At 72.0% G+C, this 17790-nt stretch carries 13 protein-coding genes; 5 read left to right on the top strand and 8 right to left on the bottom strand.

All coding sequences use genetic code 11. The features are described 5' to 3' along the window. Positions 1-21 precede the first annotated feature (21 nt). Positions 22-978: a TatD family hydrolase gene (locus tag ACWEFB_RS36160; RefSeq protein ID WP_452292773.1), complete on the bottom strand. Its 957-nt coding sequence runs from the start codon at positions 976-978 to the stop codon at positions 22-24. A 170-nt stretch (positions 979-1148) separates the two neighbouring features. Here ACWEFB_RS36160 and ACWEFB_RS36155 point away from each other — a divergent pair, with 170 nt between their 5' ends. Further along, on the top strand, positions 1149-2402 hold the full coding sequence (locus ACWEFB_RS36155) for a hypothetical protein (RefSeq protein ID WP_452292756.1): 1254 nt from the start codon (positions 1149-1151) through the stop codon (positions 2400-2402). A 94-nt stretch (positions 2403-2496) separates the two neighbouring features. Here ACWEFB_RS36155 and ACWEFB_RS36150 read toward each other — a convergent pair whose 3' ends face one another. Genes ACWEFB_RS36150 through ACWEFB_RS36135 form a run of 4 tightly spaced genes read right to left on the bottom strand, consistent with a single transcriptional unit; the run spans position 2497 to position 6509 of the window. After that, positions 2497-3519 (bottom strand): ABC transporter substrate-binding protein, encoded by a 1023-nt coding sequence (locus ACWEFB_RS36150; RefSeq protein WP_452292755.1) that lies wholly within the window; start codon positions 3517-3519, stop codon positions 2497-2499. 49 nt (positions 3520-3568) lie between these two features. After that, entirely contained in the window at positions 3569-4414 is an 846-nt protein-coding gene (locus ACWEFB_RS36145) for an ABC transporter ATP-binding protein (protein WP_452292754.1), read from the bottom strand. Continuing rightward, positions 4411-5505 carry a FecCD family ABC transporter permease gene (locus ACWEFB_RS36140; RefSeq protein ID WP_452292753.1) on the bottom strand — a complete coding sequence of 365 codons (1095 nt, stop codon included), beginning with the start codon at positions 5503-5505 and terminating at the stop codon, positions 4411-4413. The genes ACWEFB_RS36145 and ACWEFB_RS36140 overlap by 4 nt, the downstream gene beginning before the upstream one ends. Further along, positions 5502-6509 carry an iron chelate uptake ABC transporter family permease subunit gene (locus ACWEFB_RS36135; RefSeq protein ID WP_452292772.1) on the bottom strand — a complete coding sequence of 336 codons (1008 nt, stop codon included), beginning with the start codon at positions 6507-6509 and terminating at the stop codon, positions 5502-5504. Before ACWEFB_RS36135 ends, ACWEFB_RS36140 begins: the two co-directional genes overlap by 4 nt. Positions 6510-6750: 241 nt before the next feature. On the opposite strand from ACWEFB_RS36135, the gene ACWEFB_RS36130 reads away from it, so the two are divergent. Further along, positions 6751-7011 carry a hypothetical protein gene (locus tag ACWEFB_RS36130; RefSeq protein ID WP_326562480.1) on the top strand — a complete coding sequence of 87 codons (261 nt, stop codon included), beginning with the start codon at positions 6751-6753 and terminating at the stop codon, positions 7009-7011. Positions 7012-7115: 104 nt separating this feature from the next. Beyond that, a complete protein-coding gene (locus ACWEFB_RS36125) occupies positions 7116-9905 on the top strand; it encodes a BTAD domain-containing putative transcriptional regulator (RefSeq protein ID WP_452292752.1) in 2790 nt (929 codons plus the stop codon). A 231-nt stretch (positions 9906-10136) separates the two neighbouring features. Here the strand turns inward: ACWEFB_RS36125 and metG are convergent, their stop codons facing one another. Beyond that, the gene (gene metG, locus ACWEFB_RS36120; RefSeq protein ID WP_452292751.1) at positions 10137-11939 is read right to left on the bottom strand and encodes a methionine--tRNA ligase; all 1803 of its coding nucleotides are present in this window, start codon (positions 11937-11939) and stop codon (positions 10137-10139) included. A gap of 590 nt (positions 11940-12529) precedes the next feature. Here metG and ACWEFB_RS36115 point away from each other — a divergent pair. Beyond that, positions 12530-13447: a hypothetical protein gene (locus ACWEFB_RS36115; RefSeq protein WP_452292750.1), complete on the top strand. Its 918-nt coding sequence runs from the start codon at positions 12530-12532 to the stop codon at positions 13445-13447. Between the two features lie 52 nt (positions 13448-13499). Here ACWEFB_RS36115 and rsmI read toward each other — a convergent pair whose 3' ends face one another. Beyond that, on the bottom strand, positions 13500-14345 hold the full coding sequence (gene rsmI / locus ACWEFB_RS36110) for a 16S rRNA (cytidine(1402)-2'-O)-methyltransferase (RefSeq protein ID WP_452292749.1): 846 nt from the start codon (positions 14343-14345) through the stop codon (positions 13500-13502). A 100-nt stretch (positions 14346-14445) separates the two neighbouring features. Between rsmI and ACWEFB_RS36105 the strand changes: the two genes are divergently transcribed. Then, positions 14446-16260: a dolichyl-phosphate-mannose--protein mannosyltransferase gene (locus tag ACWEFB_RS36105; protein ID WP_452292771.1), complete on the top strand. Its 1815-nt coding sequence runs from the start codon at positions 14446-14448 to the stop codon at positions 16258-16260. Between the two features lie 102 nt (positions 16261-16362). On the opposite strand, the gene ACWEFB_RS36100 is transcribed toward ACWEFB_RS36105, so the two are convergent. Further along, the gene (locus ACWEFB_RS36100) at positions 16363-17493 is read right to left on the bottom strand and encodes a serine hydrolase domain-containing protein (protein ID WP_452292770.1); all 1131 of its coding nucleotides are present in this window, start codon (positions 17491-17493) and stop codon (positions 16363-16365) included. Between the last annotated feature and the right edge of the window lie 297 nt (positions 17494-17790).

Below are 17790 nucleotides of genomic sequence, written 5' to 3'. Positions count from 1 at the left end.
GACCGACGGGGTCCCCGGTTGTCACCAGGGGCCGAAGACCCGGTTGCCGTTGGCGGAGATGGCCGCGCACAGCTCGTCGAGGTCGGCGCCGTTGGCCTCGGCCAGGGCACGAACCGTCAACGGGATCAGGTACGAGGCGTTCGGTCGCCCCCGGTACGGCGTCGGCGTCAGGTACGGCGCGTCGGTCTCCACCAGGAGCTGGTCCAATGGTGTCACCTTGGCCGCCGCGCGCAACCCGCCCGCGTTGCCGAAGGTGACCGTGCCGGCGAAACTCAGCAGGTAACCGCGTCGCACACACTCGGCCGCGAACTCCTCGTCGCCGGAGAAGCAGTGCAGCACCACGGTCGCCGGTGCGCCCTCCTCATCGAGCACCCGCAGGACCTCGGCGTGCGCGTCGCGGTCGTGGATGACCAGCGCCTTGTCGTACCGCTTGGCGATGTCGATGTGCGCGCGGAAGCTCTCCTCCTGCGCCGCCCGCCCCTCGTCGCCGGTACGGAAGAAGTCGAGCCCGGTTTCGCCGATGCCGCGTACCCGGTCCTGGCCGGCGAGCGCCTCGATCTCGCGCAGTGCCGCGTCGAGGTCGGGCAGGCGCGGGGCGTCGTTGGGGTGCAGGGCGACGGTGGCGAGGACGGCCGGGTACCTGGCGGCTGCCTCGGCGCCCCAGCGGGACGACTCCACATCGGTACCGACCTGGACCAGCCGGTCCACCCCGGCGGCGGCGGCGACCTCGATCAGGCGATTAACCGGATCCCGGGATGGGGGTCCGGGTTGGGGGGGTCCGGGCGGGGGTGCGGGTTCGGCGGTGGGCTCGGCTGGTGGTGCGCCGGGGGTGCCGGATTCGGTGACGGTGATGTCGAGGTGGGTGTGGCTGTCCAGCACCGGCAGGGGCAGCGGCTCGGGCGCGGGCGGGAACTCCCCGGCCCGGCGGGCGGCCCGCTGGCGGCGGGATTCGGTCGGCTCAGTCATCGCCGTCAGCATCACATACCGGCCCCGACCACCTCGGGCGTACCCGGAGAGCCGATCATGGCTTGGCCGCCCGGTCGGCGCCGGCTGGCCGTTGAGCCGGCATCGATCATCCTTCGGTCGCACTCCCTGGCGGTTACCCGGCGTTTACCTGAACGGCACCGAGCCCTCCTAGCGTCGCGCGCATGAGTGTCACCCCGCAGACACGGGACGTGCCCGAGGCGCCAGCCGGGCTGGTGGTGACACACGCCGGCGTCAACCACCCGGCCGAGGAACTTGCCCGAGGTGCGGCGTACGAGCTGTTCAGCGCCGACGAGCTGCCCGGATTCACCCGCGACCCGCGCCCGGACGCCCGCCGGCCGTGGCACCGGTTCGTGCACGCCAGCGAGGTCAGCGCCGTGTACGGACCCAGGTCGGGCGGCGACCCGGAGCTGGAGCCGCCGCTGATGGCGCCGCTGAACCGGGCCCGGAACTGGGCGGACATCCACCAGCTCAGCCAGACCACGGCCGGCGCCGCCGACCCGGTCCTGGCGAGCGTGCGCGCCTCGGCCCCGGTCCGCCGGGGCACCCCGATGGTCAAGGTGCTCTCCGCCCGGCAGCTCGCCGGGCACCTGCGCGGGTGGCTGCCGTACGGGTTCTGCTACCGGGAGTACGACATCGCCCATCTCCGTACGCCGGAGGACCTGTCGCTGCTGCGTACCGACCCGGAGGGGGGCCGGGAGGGGCAGGAGGTCGCCGCGTACGCGCTGCGGTGGCGGGCGATCGACCCGCTCGACTACGACGTACCCGGTGGTGACCGGCACGCCGGCCTGGTGGCGATCCCGCCGCACGACCGGGTCGGGCCGCCGGTGCTGGGGACCGGGTTCACCCCGAGCGGGCGGCACCTGATCCCGGAGTTCGTCACCCGGGACATGGCCGACCTGCCGTTGCCGGCGAACGCGGCCCTGGTGGCGTACTCGCCGGCCGGGGACGAGGTGGTGCTCTACACGTACCAGCCGGAGCAGCGGGCATGGCTGCGGATGGCCGGGCCGAGGTGGCGGCACCTGCTGGCCTCGGTGCCGGGCATCTCACCGGACCAGGAGTACCTCCCGATCGGCGAGACCGCGCGGACCACCCAGCTCGTCGGGGACTACCACGGTCAGGAATATGAAGCGATCGCCGACCTGCCCGGCGGGTTCCGGGTGCTGGCGATGACCCGGGCGGCGCGTTACCCGGTCGAGGGGGTCCGTCGCCGGGCCCGGTACGCCACCTGGCGGGGTGTGCTCTGCCTGGTCCTCGGCGAGGAGACCGGTTGGCTGCGGTTGCGGCTGTGCCGACCGAACCCGGACAGCGTGGCGGCCTGCGGCGCGCAGTGTTACGAGCGCGGCATCTACGAGTCCTGGGCCCCGGCACCGGAGGTCACCGACGACCGGCTGATCGACCTGCCGTACGGCCACTGACCCGCGCGGGTCGCGTACGGCGATCGGCCAGCCGGCCGTACGGCATCGGCCCGCCGGCGGGCCGCTGACCCCGGCCGCCGGCGGAGTACGGCGCTCAGCCCAGCGGCTTCGCCTTGTTCAGCCAGCCCACGACGTCCCGGTAGATCGGGGCGTTGGCCGCGAAGCTGTACGGCGCGGCCGTCTGCCACGGGTAGACCTGGCCGGCCTTGACCGCGGGCAGGTTGGTCCAGGTGGCGATCTTGCTGACGGTGTCGGCCATGGCGGGGACCTCGCGGCCGTCGTAGATGATCGCGTCGGCGGGGTACGAGGCAGCCTGCTCCCAGCTCACCTCCTCGAAGTACTGGCCGGGGCCGAGCGGCTTCGCCGTGGGTACGAACTGGACGCCGAGCGAGGCCAGGTGCTTCAGGTCGGGGTGCATCTTCGGGTCGGCGATGTAGAGCTTGGTGGCATCGCGGGAGACGGCCAGCACCCGCAGACCGGGCTTTGCCGCGACGGCGGTCCTGACGTCGGCGACCGCCGCGTCGAACTCCGACCGGGCGGCCTTGACGGGTGCGGCGTCGGGGTCGGCGCCGAGTTGGACGGCGAGCGCCATGAAGTTGTCGATGATGGCCGGCAGGTCGAGGCCGGGCATCTTCATCCCGATCGACGGCGCGAGCCCGAACACCTTGTCGGCACTGGCCTCCGGGACGTACCAGAGGGTCTTGTCGTCGAACGACAGGTCGACCAGCAGTTCGGGGCGCAGGGCGGCGTACCGCTCCAGGTTGAACTCACCCCACGTCTTGCCGACGACCTCGACCTTGCTCAGGTCGATGTTGCCGGCCTGGTAGTTGAGCTTGCCGTCGGTGAGGCCCAGTTCGCCGTACACCCCGGTCACCTGGTAGCCGGCGTCCCAGAGGGCGGCGGCGGCGCTGCTCTGTGCGACCACCCGCTGCGGCCGGCTGGCCAGGTCGACGGTGATGCCACGGCCGTCGGTGTACCGGAACGGCTGCGCCGCCCCGGACGTGCCGCCGGCGCCGGGCTTGTCGCCGGAGTCTCCGCAGGCGGCCAGGCCGAGCAGTACGCCGGTGGCGCCGGCACCGCGCAGGAATCCGCGCCGGGTCAGAAGGTGCTTGGACATGGTTCTCCCAGTCGTAGTGGACGTGCGGTTGGTGAGGGGGTTCGAGCGACTACGGCCGTGCGACTCGGCGCGCTCTGGGGATGATCAGCGGGGTGCCGGACTCGGGGTCGGTGATCACCCGGCACGGCAGGCCGAAGACCTCTTCGACCAGGTCCGCGGTGATGATGTCGGCCGGTGGGCCCTGGGCCACCACCCGGCCGTCGCGCATGGCGATCAGGTGGGTGGCGTACCGGCAGGCGTGGTTGAGGTCGTGCAGGACCGCGACCAGGGTGTGGCCCTGCTCCTCGCGGAGCCGGGCGACCAGGTCGAGCACCTCGATCTGGTGGGCGATGTCGAGGAACGTGGTCGGCTCGTCCAGCAGCAGGATCGGGGTCTGCTGGGCCAGGGCCATGGCCAGCCACACCCGTTGCCGCTGGCCGCCGGAGAGCTCGTCGACGTACCGGCCGGCGAGGTCGGTGACGTTGGTGGCGGCCATCGCGTCCGCGACCGCGCTCTCGTCCGCCGGTGACCACTGGCGCAGCAGCCCCTGGTGCGGGTACCGGCCCCGGGCGACCAGGTCGAGCACGGTGATGCCGTCCGGTGCGACGGTCGTCTGCGGCAGCAGCCCGAGCCGGCGGGCGACCTCCTTGGCCCGCAGTTCGTGGATCGACCGGCCGTCGAGGTGGACGGTGCCCCGGCGGGGGGTCAGCAGCCGGGCGAGCGCCCGCAGCAGGGTGGACTTGCCGCAGCCGTTCGGTCCGACCAGGACGGTGAACGAGTGGTCGGGGATGGACACGCTCAACGCCTCGGCGACCACCCGCTGGTCGTACGCGAGGGTGGCGTCGGCGCAGCTCAGCCGGGTCGTGCCGGGGGCGACGCCGGCCGCCGGGTCCAGGGTGTTGGTCGAGCCGGTCATCCGAGTCCCTTCCGCCATTGCCCGGCGAGCAGCCAGGCCAGATAGAGCCCGCCGATGCCGGCGGTCAGCACCCCGACCGGCAGGGTGACGGGGTGGAACACGCGCTGCGCGGCCAGGTCGCTGGCGACCAGGAGGGCGGCGCCCATGAACGCGGCCGGTAGCACGTTCGGCCCGCCGTCGCGGGTCAGCCGGCGGGCCAACTGCGGGGCGGTGAGGGCGATGAACGCGATCGGTCCGGCCGAGGCGGTCGCGGTGGCGGTCAGCCCGACGCCGACCAGCAGCACCCCGATCCGGGTCAGTTCGACCGGTACGCCGAGCGCCCGCGCCGCCTCGTCGCCGAGTTCGAGCATCCGCAGGCCCCGGCCGAGCATCACGGCCAACGGCAGCAGGACGAGTACGACGACCGCGAATGGTCGTACCTGTTCCCAGCCGCGACCGTCGAGACTGCCGGTGAGCCAGAGGTGGGCCTGGCGGGCGTCGGTCAGCTCGGCGCGGGTGATCAGGTACGAGTTGACGGCGAGCAGCAGCGCACCGATCGCGATGCCGATCAGGATGAGCCGGAACCCGGGGGTGCCGCGCTTGGCCGCGAGCAGGTAGACGAGCATCGCGGTGGCGATTCCGCCGATCACCGCGCCGAGGGCGACCTGTGCGCCGTCGCCGCCGATGAGCAGGATCACCACCAGCGCTCCGGTCGCGGCTCCGGTGTCGAAGCCGACGATGTCGGGGCTGCCGAGCGGGTTGCGCGACATGCTCTGGAACAGCGCCCCACCGATACCGAGCGCCACCCCGACGAGTACGGCGGTGAGCAGTCGCGGCAGCCGGAGGGTCTGCACGATGAAGTCCTGCGCGGGGGTGCCGTGGCCGAGCAGGGTGCGGACCACGTCGACGGCCGGGATCGGGTAGTCGCCGGTGCCGAGGGTGAACACCGCGACCACGACGACCACCAGGGCCAGCGTGGCGCAGACGAGCACCGAACGGCGGTCGACCCGGAGGGTGATCCGCCCGCCGAAGGCCCGTACCCGCCGGGTCGGCGGCAGTGGGGGGCGGGACGGGACGGTCACGGTGGCGGGTTCGGGTGGTGCGGCGGTCATGGCTGGGCCACCCGGGTCCGGCGGACGAGCGCGACCAGCACGGGAGCGCCGAGGAAGGCGGTGACGATGCCGACCTCGATCTCGCCGGGCCGGGCGATGACCCGGCCGATGATGTCGGCGCCGAGCAGCAGGATCGGGGCGAGGACCATCGAGTAGGGCAGGATCCAGCGCTGGTCCGGGCCGACCAGGGCCCGCGCGATGTGCGGGATGGTCAGGCCGACGAACGCGACGGGTCCGAGCGCGGCGGTCGCCGCGCCGCAGAGCAGGGTCACCGCGACCACCCCGACTGCCCGCGTACGGCCGAGGTGTGCGCCGAGTGACCGGCCGCTCTCCTCGCCGAGGGCGAGTGCGTTCAGTGGCCGGGCCAGGGCGAGTGCGCACGCCGCGCCGACCAGGAGGAACGGGCCGACCGCGGTGAGTACGGACGCGTCCCGGCCGGCGAGGCTGCCGACGGACCAGAACCGGTATCCGTTGAAGGTCTGCGGGTCGAGCAGGACCAGGCCGGAGATGTACCCGGTGAGGGCGGCGGTGATCGCCGTACCGGCGAGGGTCAGCCGGACGGCGGTGGCGGCGCTGCGCCCACGGGAGCCGAGCAGGTAGACGACGGTGGCGGCGAGGGCGGCCCCGAGCAGGGCGAACCAGACGTACCCCAGGGGGCTGGTGACGCCGAGGACGCCGATCGCGGTGACCACGGCGGCGGCCGCGCCCGCGTTGACGCCGAGCAGTCCGGGGTCGGCGAGCGGGTTGCGGGTGAGCGCCTGCATCAGTGCCCCGGCCAGCCCGAGTGCCGCCCCGACGGCGAGTCCGAGGAGCGTACGGGGGATGCGTAGGCTGCGGACGATCACCCCGTCGTCGGATCCGTCGTAGTGCAGGAGCTGGTGGACGACGGTGTCGAAGGCGATCGGTTTGGCCCCGACGGCAAGGCTCGTCAGTGCCACCAGGACAACAACCGCGAGCGCGACCACCAGCCCGGTCAGGCGCCAGCCGACCGCCGCCCGGCGCAGTGACGGCGACTGCTGCGGTGGCGGCTGGGGCGGTGCGGCGATGGGGAGAGCAACCTCGGTTGGCACCGGGTTAGGTTAGCCTAACCTAATCTTCGATGCGCAAGCCCCCTTCCGTCGGCGATCCTGTGGCCTGCGTCTCCGTGGCCGTCCCCGGCTGCGTCGGCCCGACCCGACCGTCACGCTCCGGTACGGTCGGCCCCGTCACGTCCAGTGGCGCCCGGCGATGGGGAGGGATGCGGAGATGGCATCGGTGGAAGAGGTCAAGGCCGGCATCGGCCGGTTCACCAACGAGACGACCCAGCAGGCGGCGACCATCCGGTCCATCGCCGATTCGATGGACCGGACCTCCGCGCTGCTGCGCGGCATCACCAGCGGCGCGAACCACGCCCAGGTCGCCGAGGCACTGGTCCGACTCGAACAGGCCAAGCAGCGCCTGCACGAGGCGGCGACGCTCGCCCAGGGCGCGGTCGAGGCCACCAACAGCTACGTGGCCGGCTTCTAGCGCCCCCGCGTACGCCGGCCGTCGACAGTGGACGATCGGTCTGGAGGGAAGCTTGTAGGATTCTTGAATCGGCTGGTCATGCCGGCTGACACGAACATCGACACATGCCGGGGGGCAGCCAGTTGGCAGTTGAGTTCCGGCTGCTCGGCGACGTTGAGGCCCGTGTCGGTGGCCTCCCGGTCGACCTCGGCCACGCCCGACAGCGGACAGTGCTGGCCGCCCTGCTGATCGAGGCGAACCGGACCGTCCCGGTCGACCAGTTGCTCTACCGGGTGTGGGACGAGCAGTCCCCGCAGCGGGCCAGGTCGGCGCTCTACAGTTATCTGTCCCGGCTGCGCCGGTGCCTGGTCGAGGCCGACGGGGTCACCATCTCCCGCCAGTCCGGCGGATACCTGCTCACGGTCAGTCCGTCCGCTGTGGACCTGCACCACTTCCGGCACCTCATCGGGCAGGCCCGGTCGGCCGGCGACGAGCAGGCGCTGGCGCTGCTGGACGAGGCCCTCGGCCTGTGGCGCGGCGAGGCGTTCGCCGAGCTGGACACCCCCTGGCTGAACTCGCTTCGCGAAACCCTGGCCCAGGAGCGGTTCGGCGCCGAACTGGAGCGAGCCGAAGCGGCGCTGCGGCTCGGACAGCACGCCCGCATGCTGCCCGAACTGTCGGCCCTCGCCCGCAGCCACCCGCTGGACGAGCGGCTCGCCGGCCAGCTCATGCTCGCGCTGTACCGGTCCGGCCGGCAGGCCGACGCCCTCGCCCACTACCAGCGCACCCGGCAACTCCTCGTCGACGAACTGGGCACCGATCCGGGACCCGCGTTGCAGGCCCGGCAGCGGCAGATCCTGGAGGCGGAGCCGTCGCTCGACCCACCGCCCACCACCATCGAGCCGGCGTCCACCAGGGCACCGGTGCCCCGGCAACTACCCGCCCGCCCACCGCTGTTCATCGGGCGGTCCGCCGAACTGGTCGCGCTCACCACCCCGGACGACACCCGGCTCTGGGTCATCTGCGGCACCGGCGGGGTGGGCAAGACCTGGTTGGTGTCGCGCTGGGCGCACGACAACCTCTGGCGCTTCCCGGACGGTCAGCTCTGGGTCAACCTGCGCGGTTTCGAACCGGCGGCAACGGCGGTGCCACCCTCGACGGCGGTCCGCGGCATCCTGGACGCGCTCGGCGTACCGGCGGGTTCGGTGCCGACCGACCTGGACGCGCAGATCGGGCTGTACCGGAGCCTGGTCGCGGAAAAACGGATGCTGATCGTCCTGGACAACGCCCGCGACGCCGAACAGGTCCGTCCACTGTTGCCCGGCGGAGCCGGCTGCCTGGTCCTGGTCACCAGCCGCAACCAGATGTCCGGGCTGGTCGCCACCGAGGCCGCCCGATCCCTGACCCTGGACCTGCTCACCGCCGACGAGTCCCGCGCGCTGCTGGCCGGCCGGCTCGGCATCGAACGGGTGAGCGCCGAACCGGAGGCGGTCGACCAGATCGTCGCCGGCTGCGCCCGGCTGTCCCTGGCGCTCGCCGTGGTCGCCGCGCGGGCCGCCTCCCACCCCGGCTTCCCGCTGGCCGACCTCGCCGCCGAGTTGCACAACCCGGACGGCGCCCTGGACGCCTTCGACAGCGGCGACCCGCTGCTCGACGTACGGGCCGCCCTGTCCTGGTCGTACCGGGCGATCAGCCCGCCCGCGGCGCGGGTGTTCCGGCTGCTGGGACTGCATCCGGGCCCGGACATCTCGGTGCCCGCGGTGGCCAGCCTGGCCGGACTGCCGATCAACCGGGTACGCCCGCTGCTGGCCGAACTCTCCCGGGCGCACCTGATCGCCGAGCAGTCACCCGGCCGGTACGCCTGCCACGACCTGCTGCGCGCGTACGCGACCGAACTCGGGCAGGCCGACGATCCGGAGCCGGAGCGCCACCGGGCCCTGCGGCGGCTGATCGAGCACTACCTGCACACCGCGTACCGGGCGGCGCAGTTGCTCGACCCGCACCGGGACCCGATCGACCCGGATCCGCCGGGCCGGGACGTCGCGGTCGAGCGCCCGGACGACTACGAGGCGGCGATGGGTTGGCTGACCGCCGAGCACCCGGTGCTGGTGGCGGTCATCGGGCAGGCCGCCGAGCACGGGTTCGACACCCGGGCCTGGCAACTGGCCTGGTCCATGGTCACGTACTTCGACCGGCGCGGGCACTGGCACGACCGGCTCGCCATCCAGCACGCCGCGCTGGCGTCGGCGGCGCGCCTCGGGGACCTGCCGATGCAGGCGATCTCGCACCGGGACCTGGCGCGGGCGTACACCCTGCTCGGCCGTTACCCGGACGCCCACCGGCACCTACGGGAGGCGTTCGACCTGCTGGGCCTGCTCGGTGACCACGTGGGACAGGCGCACACGCACCTCAACCTGAGCATGGTCTACCAGCAGCAGGGTGAACTCCACGAGGCGATCCGGCACGACCTGCTCTCGCTGGACCTGTACCGGGCCACCGGGCACCAGAGCGGCGAGGCCAACGCGCTGAACAACACCGGGTGGCACTACGCACAGGTCGGGGACTACCCGCAGGCGCTGGACTACTGCGAGAAGGCCCTGGTCCTGCACGAGGAGATCGGCAACCGGGTGGGCGAGGCGAACACCTGGGACAGCCTCGGCTTCGTCCACCACCACACCGGCGACTACACCCGGGCCGCCGCGTGTTTCCAGCACGCCATCGACCTGGCCCGGACGCTGGGCACCCGGTACGGCGAGGCCGAGGCACTGCACCATCTCGGCGACACCCGGCTCGCCGGTGGTGACCCGGTCGCGGCCCGAGCCGCCTGGCGGCAGGCCCGGACGATCCTCCTCGACATCGGGCACCCGGAGGCCGAGGACGTCGCCGCCAAACTGGACTCGTCCGAGCCGCTCTGACCAGCGGATTCAAGAATTCCGCGAGGGTTGTGCCAGGTCGGTCGGGCAGGCTGTGAGCAGTCGGCCGGCAAGCCGTCGACAGACCGACCCGTACGCCTCCTCGGGAGGGGGTTCCCGAAGCGCGGGGTCGGCGTACGCCGCCGGGTCCGCATCGTCCCGGCACGGGGCTGGACGACGTGGACCCGGCGGTACACGTGCTGTCGTACGGGCTGCGGCCGGCGGCCGGGGCGGTCAGTCGCCGAAGCGGGCGAGTTCCTCGTCCACGATCGACGGATCGAGCTTGCGGAACACCGGCTTCGGCGTGGCGAGCGGGCGCCCGGCCTCGATCGGGGTCGACTCCCACCGGGCGCCGACCGTGTAGTCACCGGTCAGCACCGGGTACGACGGCCCGCCGTCAAGGTCGTCCACCTGCACGATCGAGGGCATCGGCGCGTGTACGCCGGTGCCGCCGAGCAGCTCGTGCACCTGCTGTGCGGAGTGCGGCAGGAACGGGGTGAGCAGGGTGTTCGCGTCGCTCACCACCTGGAGGGCGACGTGCAGGATGGTGCCCATCCGGGCTTTCTGGTCCTCGCCCTTGAGCTTCCACGGTGCCTGCTCGGAGAGGTACTTGTTCGCCTCGCCGACCACCCGCATCGCCTCGCCGATCGCCGCCTTCTGCCGGTGCCGCTCGATCAGGTTCCCGACCGTGGTGAAGCCCGTACGCGCGACCGCGAGCATCGCCTCGTCCGCCTCGGTGAGTCCGGCCGGGTCGACCGGCGGGATCGCGCCGAAGTTCTTCGCCGCCATCGAGATCGACCGGTTGACCAGGTTGCCCCAACCGGCGACCAGCTCGTCGTTGTTGCGCCGGAGGAACTCGGCCCAGGTGAAGTCGGTGTCGTTGCTCTCCGGCCCGGCGACGGCGATGAAGTACCGCAGCGCGTCGGCGTCGTACCGTTCGAGGAAGTCGCGGACGTAGATGACCACCTGCCGGGACGAGGAGAACTTGCGCCCCTCCATGGTCAGGAACTCGCTGGAGACCACCTCGGTCGGCAGGTTGAGCCGGCCCAGCTCGCCCGGGGTGCCGTCGCGGTCGCCCTCGCCGGAGTAGCCGAGCAGCAGCGCCGGCCAGATCACCGAGTGGAAGACGATGTTGTCCTTGCCCATGAAGTAGTAACCGGTGGCGTCCTTGCCCTCGCCGTCCGCCACCCACCAGCGCCGCCACGCCTGCGGGTCGCCGGAGCGGCGGGCCCACTCGATCGAGGCGGAGAGGTAACCGATGACCGCGTCGAACCAGACGTAGATCCGCTTGTCGTTGCGGTCGCGCCAGCCGTCGAGCGGAATCGGTACGCCCCACTCCAGGTCCCGGGTGATCGCCCGGGGCTGGAGGTCGCCCAGCAGGTTCTTGGAGAACCGCAGTACGTTCGTCCGCCAGCCCTCGCGGGTGTCGAGCCACCTGGCGAGCGACTCGGCGAAGGCGGGCAGGTCGAGGAAGAAGTGCTCGGTCTCGATGAACTCCGGCGTCTCGCCGTTGATCTTGGAGCGGGGGTTGATCAGGTCGATCGGGTCGAGCTGGTTGCCGCAGTTGTCGCACTGGTCGCCCCGCGCGCTGTCGTACCCGCAGATCGGGCAGGTGCCCTCGATGTAACGGTCGGGCAGGGTACGACCGGTGGACGGGGAGATGGCCCCCATGGTCACCTTGGGCACGATGTAGCCGTTGCGGTGCAGCCCCTCGAACAGCTCCTGCACCACGGCGTAGTGGTTCCCGGTCGTGGTACGCGTGAACAGGTCGTAGGAGAGGCCGAGCCCGTGCAGGTCCTCGACGATCACCCGGTTGTAACGGTCGGCCAGCTCGCGCGGGCTGACCCCCTCCTTGTCGGCCTGCACCTGGATCGGGGTGCCGTGTTCGTCGGTGCCGGAGACCATGAGCACGTCATGACCCGCCATCCGCATGTACCGGCTGAATACGTCGGAGGGCACTCCGAAGCCGGAGACGTGGCCGATGTGGCGCGGGCCGTTGGCGTACGGCCAGGCGACCGCCGCAAGAACGTGACTCATGGACAGCAAGCCTAATGACCGTCACCGGGCGACCGCGAACCAATAGGCCCTATCCGGCGCCGAGCGGCCCGCCGGCGCTCCGGTGAGCGTTCGGCGCCGGGCCGACCCCGGTGGAGATCCATCGACCGAGCCCACCGGTCCGGGAGGCCGCCGCGGGGTCCGCAAGGCCATCCCATCCGGAAGCCAGTCGGATTTCTGCGCCCGATTTGTCGGCGACACGCGCCCCAAGCTGCCCCTCCGGGGCGAGTGTGCATAGTCCAATACTCTCTGTGACCGGTAGACCAGACGGGCAGCAGCCAGGGGAGACCGACCCGGGCCGGGCCGATGGCGGCGAATCGCCGGCCGCCGGACAGTCCTCCACCCACGGCCCCGCGCCGGCCGACAACGTGCCGCCCCCGACCGACCGGCCGGATCCGTGGGCCCCACTACCGGCTGCGTCAGCCACACCCCCACCGCCGACCCGGCCCGCGCCCCCGCCCCCCGCCCCGCCGGCACTCCCGCCCCCGCCGGGGCCACCCCACCCCGGCCCGCCGCAAGCCACCCCACCCGTCCAAGCTGCACCCGCACAGTCGGCACCGGACCAAGGGGCGGTGCCCACCCTGAAGCCTGTCGTGGCCGAACCGGCAACCACACCGGCCGGCGGGCCGGCGACGCAGGCGGGTGGCGTACCCGGTGGGGGTGGTTCGCCGTGGCTCGCCGCGCCGGTGTCCGCCGGAATCGAGCCGACCACCGGCGCGCCCCGGAACACCGTCCCGCAGCGAGTGCCCCGGATCGCCGACACGGGGCCGCGTACGGTGCCTTCGGTGGACGGTACGCAGAACTCCACGAGGGTCGGCGCGGTGCCCACGCCCGCACCCCCCGCCGAGGACGAGGACGACTTCTGGCTCCCGATCGAACAGGTCAACTGGGACGGCACCCCGGCCCGTCCCGACCCGGACGAACGGCCGCGCCGGCTCTGGTCGTTCCCGACCCGGCGTACGTCGGCGGAGCGGGCGGCCCAACCGCCGAAACCACCACGCCGGCCGGCTTCCGGACTGGCCGGGCTGGTCCTGCTGGCGTTGCTCTCCAGTTTCTTCGCCTGGGTGAGCGTGGAGCCGCTCTGGCTCGCGTTCGGCCACGGCGACCTGGGTACGGCCACGGTGATCGACTGCACCGGGCAGGGCATCGGTCAGCGCTGCCGGGGTGAGTTCATCTCCGCGGACGGCGGGTTCAGTGCCGAGGACATCCGGCTGGCCGGGGTACCCGCCGAGGACAAGCTCGAAGGCTGGCAGCTCACCGCGCGCATGATCAGCGGCGACAGCGGCACCGCGTACGTCGGCACCGGCACCGGGTCGTTGCACCTGCGCTGGGGGCTCGGGCTGACGCTGGTGCTGCTCTGCGGAGGCGGCATCGTCTGGGCCACCGGCGCGGACCGGCTGCCGAACCGGGCGGCGCGGCGGGGCGCCGTACTGGTCGGGTTCGCCGGCCCGCTGGCGATCACCGCCGGCTTCCTGGCCGCCGCCTTCTGAGCCGTGCACGTCCCGAGCCGGGCAGGTGCCGAGCCGGGCGGCGGCGCTGTCGTCAGTCGGTGGTGTGGACGACCGCGTACACCTCGCGGCGGCGCAGGCCGTACCCGGTGGCCACCTCGGTGATGGCGTCGCGGCGGGAGACGCCCGCGGCCTCGCGGTCGGCTACCGCCGCGCGCAGGTCTGCGTCGCTGGGGCGGATCGCGGGCATCGCGCTGGCCCCCGCGACCACGAGGGTGATCTCACCGCGCGGGTCGCCCTCGGTGGCCCAGGTGGCCAGTTCGCCGAGGGTCCGGCGCAACACCTCCTCGTACGTCTTCGTCAGCTCGCGGCAGACGGCGGCCGGACGGTCGGCGCCGAAGGTGGCGGCGAGATCGGTCAGGGTGCCGGCGACCCGGTGCGGTGCCTCGAAGAAGACGAGGGTCCGTTCCTCCGCGGCCAGGGCCCGCAGCCGGGTACGGCGGGCGCCGCCGGTGCGGGGCAGGAAACCCTCGAAGCAGAACCGGTCGACGGGGAGCCCGGACAGGGCGAGAGCGGTGGTGACGGCGCTCGGGCCGGGGGCCGCGGTCACCGGCGCACCGGCGTCGACCACGGCTCTGACCAGGCGGTACCCGGGGTCGGAGACGCTCGGCATGCCGCCGTCGGTGACCAGGGCGACCAGTTCGCCGGCGAGTACGGCCTCGACCAGGGCGGGCGTACGGCGTTCCTCGTTGCCCTCGAAGTAGGAGATGATCCGACCCTTGATGGTGACGTCGAGGTCCCGGGCGAGCCGGGCGAGTCGACGGGTGTCCTCGGCGGCGACCACGTCCGCCGCGCCGAGCATCTCCCGGAGTCGGGTGGAGGCGTCGGCGGGGTTCCCGAGCGGCGCACCGAGTACGACAAGTCGCCCGCTACCCGACATATCTCCCACCAGAAACTTCCCCTCATCGATACACGTGAAAATGTCGGGGCGGCGTAGGACTCCGTCTCCCGCTCCCGCAGCCTACGATCGCGGGGTGACCATGGCGTCGACAGCGCAGACCCAAAGCCGCGACAGCGACCGCGATCACTCGGGCGGTACGGCGAGCGAACCACCGGAGAGTCCCCCGGCCAGCTCAACAGCGGCCGCACCGGAGACATCCGGTGGTCGTGGCCTGCCCACGATCCTGCGGCGCCGGCTGGTCCCGTTCGACACCCGGCTGGAGCCGTACTCCTGGCTCGCCACCCTGGTGGTGGTGGCCATCGCCGCCGTGGTGCGGCTCGTCGGGCTGAGCCACCCCAAGGGCAAGATCTTCGACGAGACCTACTATGCCAAGGACGCCTGGGGCCTGGTCAGCAAGGGCGTCGAGTGGAACTACAAGGACAACGTCCCGTCGTACGTCGTCCATCCCCCGCTCGGCAAGTGGCTGATCGGCATCGGTGAGTGGGCCTTCGGCTACTCCGACGCCGACGGCAACGTCGTCTCCGCCGGTCACATCATGACCACCTCCCCCGAGTTCGGCTGGCGCTTCTCGGCGGCGATCATCGGCACCCTGACGGTCCTGATCCTGGTCCGGACCGCTCGTCGCCTGTTCGGGTCGACCGTGCTCGGCTGCGCCGCCGGCCTGCTGCTCGCCCTGGACGGCTTCCACCTGGTGCTGTCCCGTACCGCACTGCTCGACGTCTTCCTGCTCTTTTTCATCTTCGCCGCGTTCGCCGCCCTGGTCGTCGACCGGGACCACCGGCGCCGCCGCTGGCTGACCGCGATGGAGGCGGGTCTCGACCCGAGCGTCCCCGGTCGCGCCGGCAGGCTGCCGCTCCGGTTCCCGGACAGTGTCCCGTGGTGGCGGCTGCTCGCCGCCGTCCTGCTCGGGTGCGCCCTCGGCGTCAAGTGGAGCGCGCTGTACTTCGTACCGGCGTTCGCCCTGCTGGTCATCTTCTGGGAGGTCGGCGCCCGCCGCTCGGCCGGCGTACGACGCCCGTGGCGGGACGCCCTGCTCGGCGAGATCGGCTGGCTGGCCCTGGCCGGTGTGCTGATCGTGGCCACGTACATCGCCACCTGGTCGGGCTGGTTCGCCACCGACCACGGCTACTTCCGGCACTGGCTGGCCGACTCAGGCAGGACCGAACTGCCGGTCATCGGGGCACTGCAGAACCTGTGGCACTACCACACCGAGGCGTACAAGTTCCACACCACACTGGTCACCCCGCACGTCTACCAGTCGTGGCCGTGGCAGTGGCTGCTGCTCGGCCGCCCGGTCGCGTTCTACTGGTCCTCCGACGGCGGCTGCGGCGCGTCGAGCTGTGCCGCCGAGATCCTGCTGCTGGGCACCCCGATCCTCTGGTGGTCGTTCCTGCCCGCGCTGGCCGCGACCGCCTGGCTCGGCATCGCCCGCCGGGACTGGCGGGCCGGGGCGATCCTGCTCTGCGTGGCCGCCGGTCTGCTGCCCTGGTTCTGGTACGCCTTCGACGGCCGCACCATGTTCTCCTTCTACACCGCTCCGGCGCTGCCGTTCCTGATCCTCGCGGTCACCTACGTACTCGGCGCGCTCATCGGCCCGGCGAAGTCTCCGGCGCCGGCAGCGGCGGCGGCGGTCCGCGCACCGGTGCCGGTGGGCGGCTCCGAACGAGCCACCATCGAACTGTCCGAGGAAACCCTGCCCGCCGAGCTGTCCAACCACCCCGCCGGGTCCGACTCCGGTGGCCTGGACCGACGTACGGTCGGCGTCATCATCGCCGGCGCCTACGTCCTGCTCGTGGCGATCTGCTTCGCCTACTTCTACCCCGTCTTCGTCGGCCAACTCCTCCCCTACGCCGAATGGTCCGCCCGCATGTGGCTAGGCAGCCGCTGGATCTGAACCGCCCCGGCCCCCCGATCGCCCCCGATCGCCGCGTTGATCATGAAGTTAGCGCACCGAAATCGCGGAAAATCTGCGCTAACTTCATGATCAACGAGGCGTTCACCGGCAGAGGGCGGTGGTTAGGGCTGCTTCTACGTTCGTGGCGGCTTCTGGGGTTCTGGGGAGGGCGGTTACGGCGATGGTGGCGGAGCGGCCGTCGCTGGTGATCGCGTTGCGGGTCTCGTAGCCGGGTGCGTCGCCGCCGTGCGCCCAGGCGAAGCCGCCGCAGCTCAGCTTGAACGTGGCGAGCCCGAGCCCGTACCTCGTGTCGCCGACCGTGTCGGCGTTCGGTGCCTCCACGGTGGTCTGCATCTGCCGGAGCTGTTCGGGCTTGAGCAGCTTGCCGCCGACGAGCGCGGCGAGGAACCGGTTGAGGTCGCTCGGGGTGCCGACCATCGCCCCGGCTGCCCAGCCCATCGAGGGCTCCGACTCGGTGACGTCGCGCAACGGCGCGTCGGGGGTGAGGGCCAGGTACCCGTTCGGGTGCCGCTCGCGGATGGTCTGCTCGCCGAGCGCCGGCCAGTACGTGTGCCGCAGCCCGATCCGGTCGATGATCCGCTTGGTGATCTCCTCACCGATCGGCCGCCCGGTGACCTTCTGCACCAGCAGGCCGGCGACGATGTAGTTCGTGTTGCTGTACGCCCAGCCGCTCCCGGGGGCGAACAGGGCAGGGTGGCGCAGCGCCACGTCGAGCACCTCGTACGGCTCGAAGTAGGTGTGCTGGACGGAGAAGTAGTCCGGCACCAGGTCCTCGTCGTAGTCCGGCAGCCCGCTGGTGTGTTGGAGGAGTTGGCGGACGCTGATGTTCCGGCCGTCGATGCCGTCGCCGCGCAGCAGGTTCGGCAGGTACGTCTCGATCGGCGCGTCGAGGTCGACCGTGCCCTCGCCGACGAGTTGGAGCACAACGGTGGCCGTGAACATCTTGGTGTTGCTGGCGATCCGGACCTGACCGTCGACCGGGACCTTCGCCTTTGTCCTCAGGTCGGCCACCCCGGCGGTGTAGTTGCGCACGCGCCCGTCGCGGTCGCGTACCGAGGCGAGGGCGGCGGGGAACCGGTCGTCGCGGACCAGGCCGTCCAGGCTCTGCTGCAGGGCACGATCGCCACCGGCGGCGGTTCCGGCGTTCGCGATCGGTGTGACCGCCGGGCCACCGGCGAGCAGGCCGCAGAGGGTCACTCCCGCCACGGCCATCACCCACCGTCGCGGGCGGGGCAACGCATCCGTACGCGGTGAATCGTTTTCCGGGTTGGACACCTGAACCACTTCCCTGCTGGATCGTCATGGTCTTCCGTGCCCTTCGAGCCTGTCGGACATCGACCGTGGTTTCGATCCAGTGCACTGCCGGTTGTGTGGTACAGCCAGCTACCCGATGGTGGTTGCGATCGGCCGTACCGACGCCGATGCGGAAGAAGACGTCGTGCAGCGAGGTCGGGTTGGCCGAGTGGTCCGCGCTGGAACCGGCCGGACCGACCTGCATGAGGGTGGCGG

The organism is Micromonospora sp. NPDC004704 (assembly GCF_053601675.1).
This window is presented reverse-complemented; position numbering and strand designations above follow the sequence as displayed.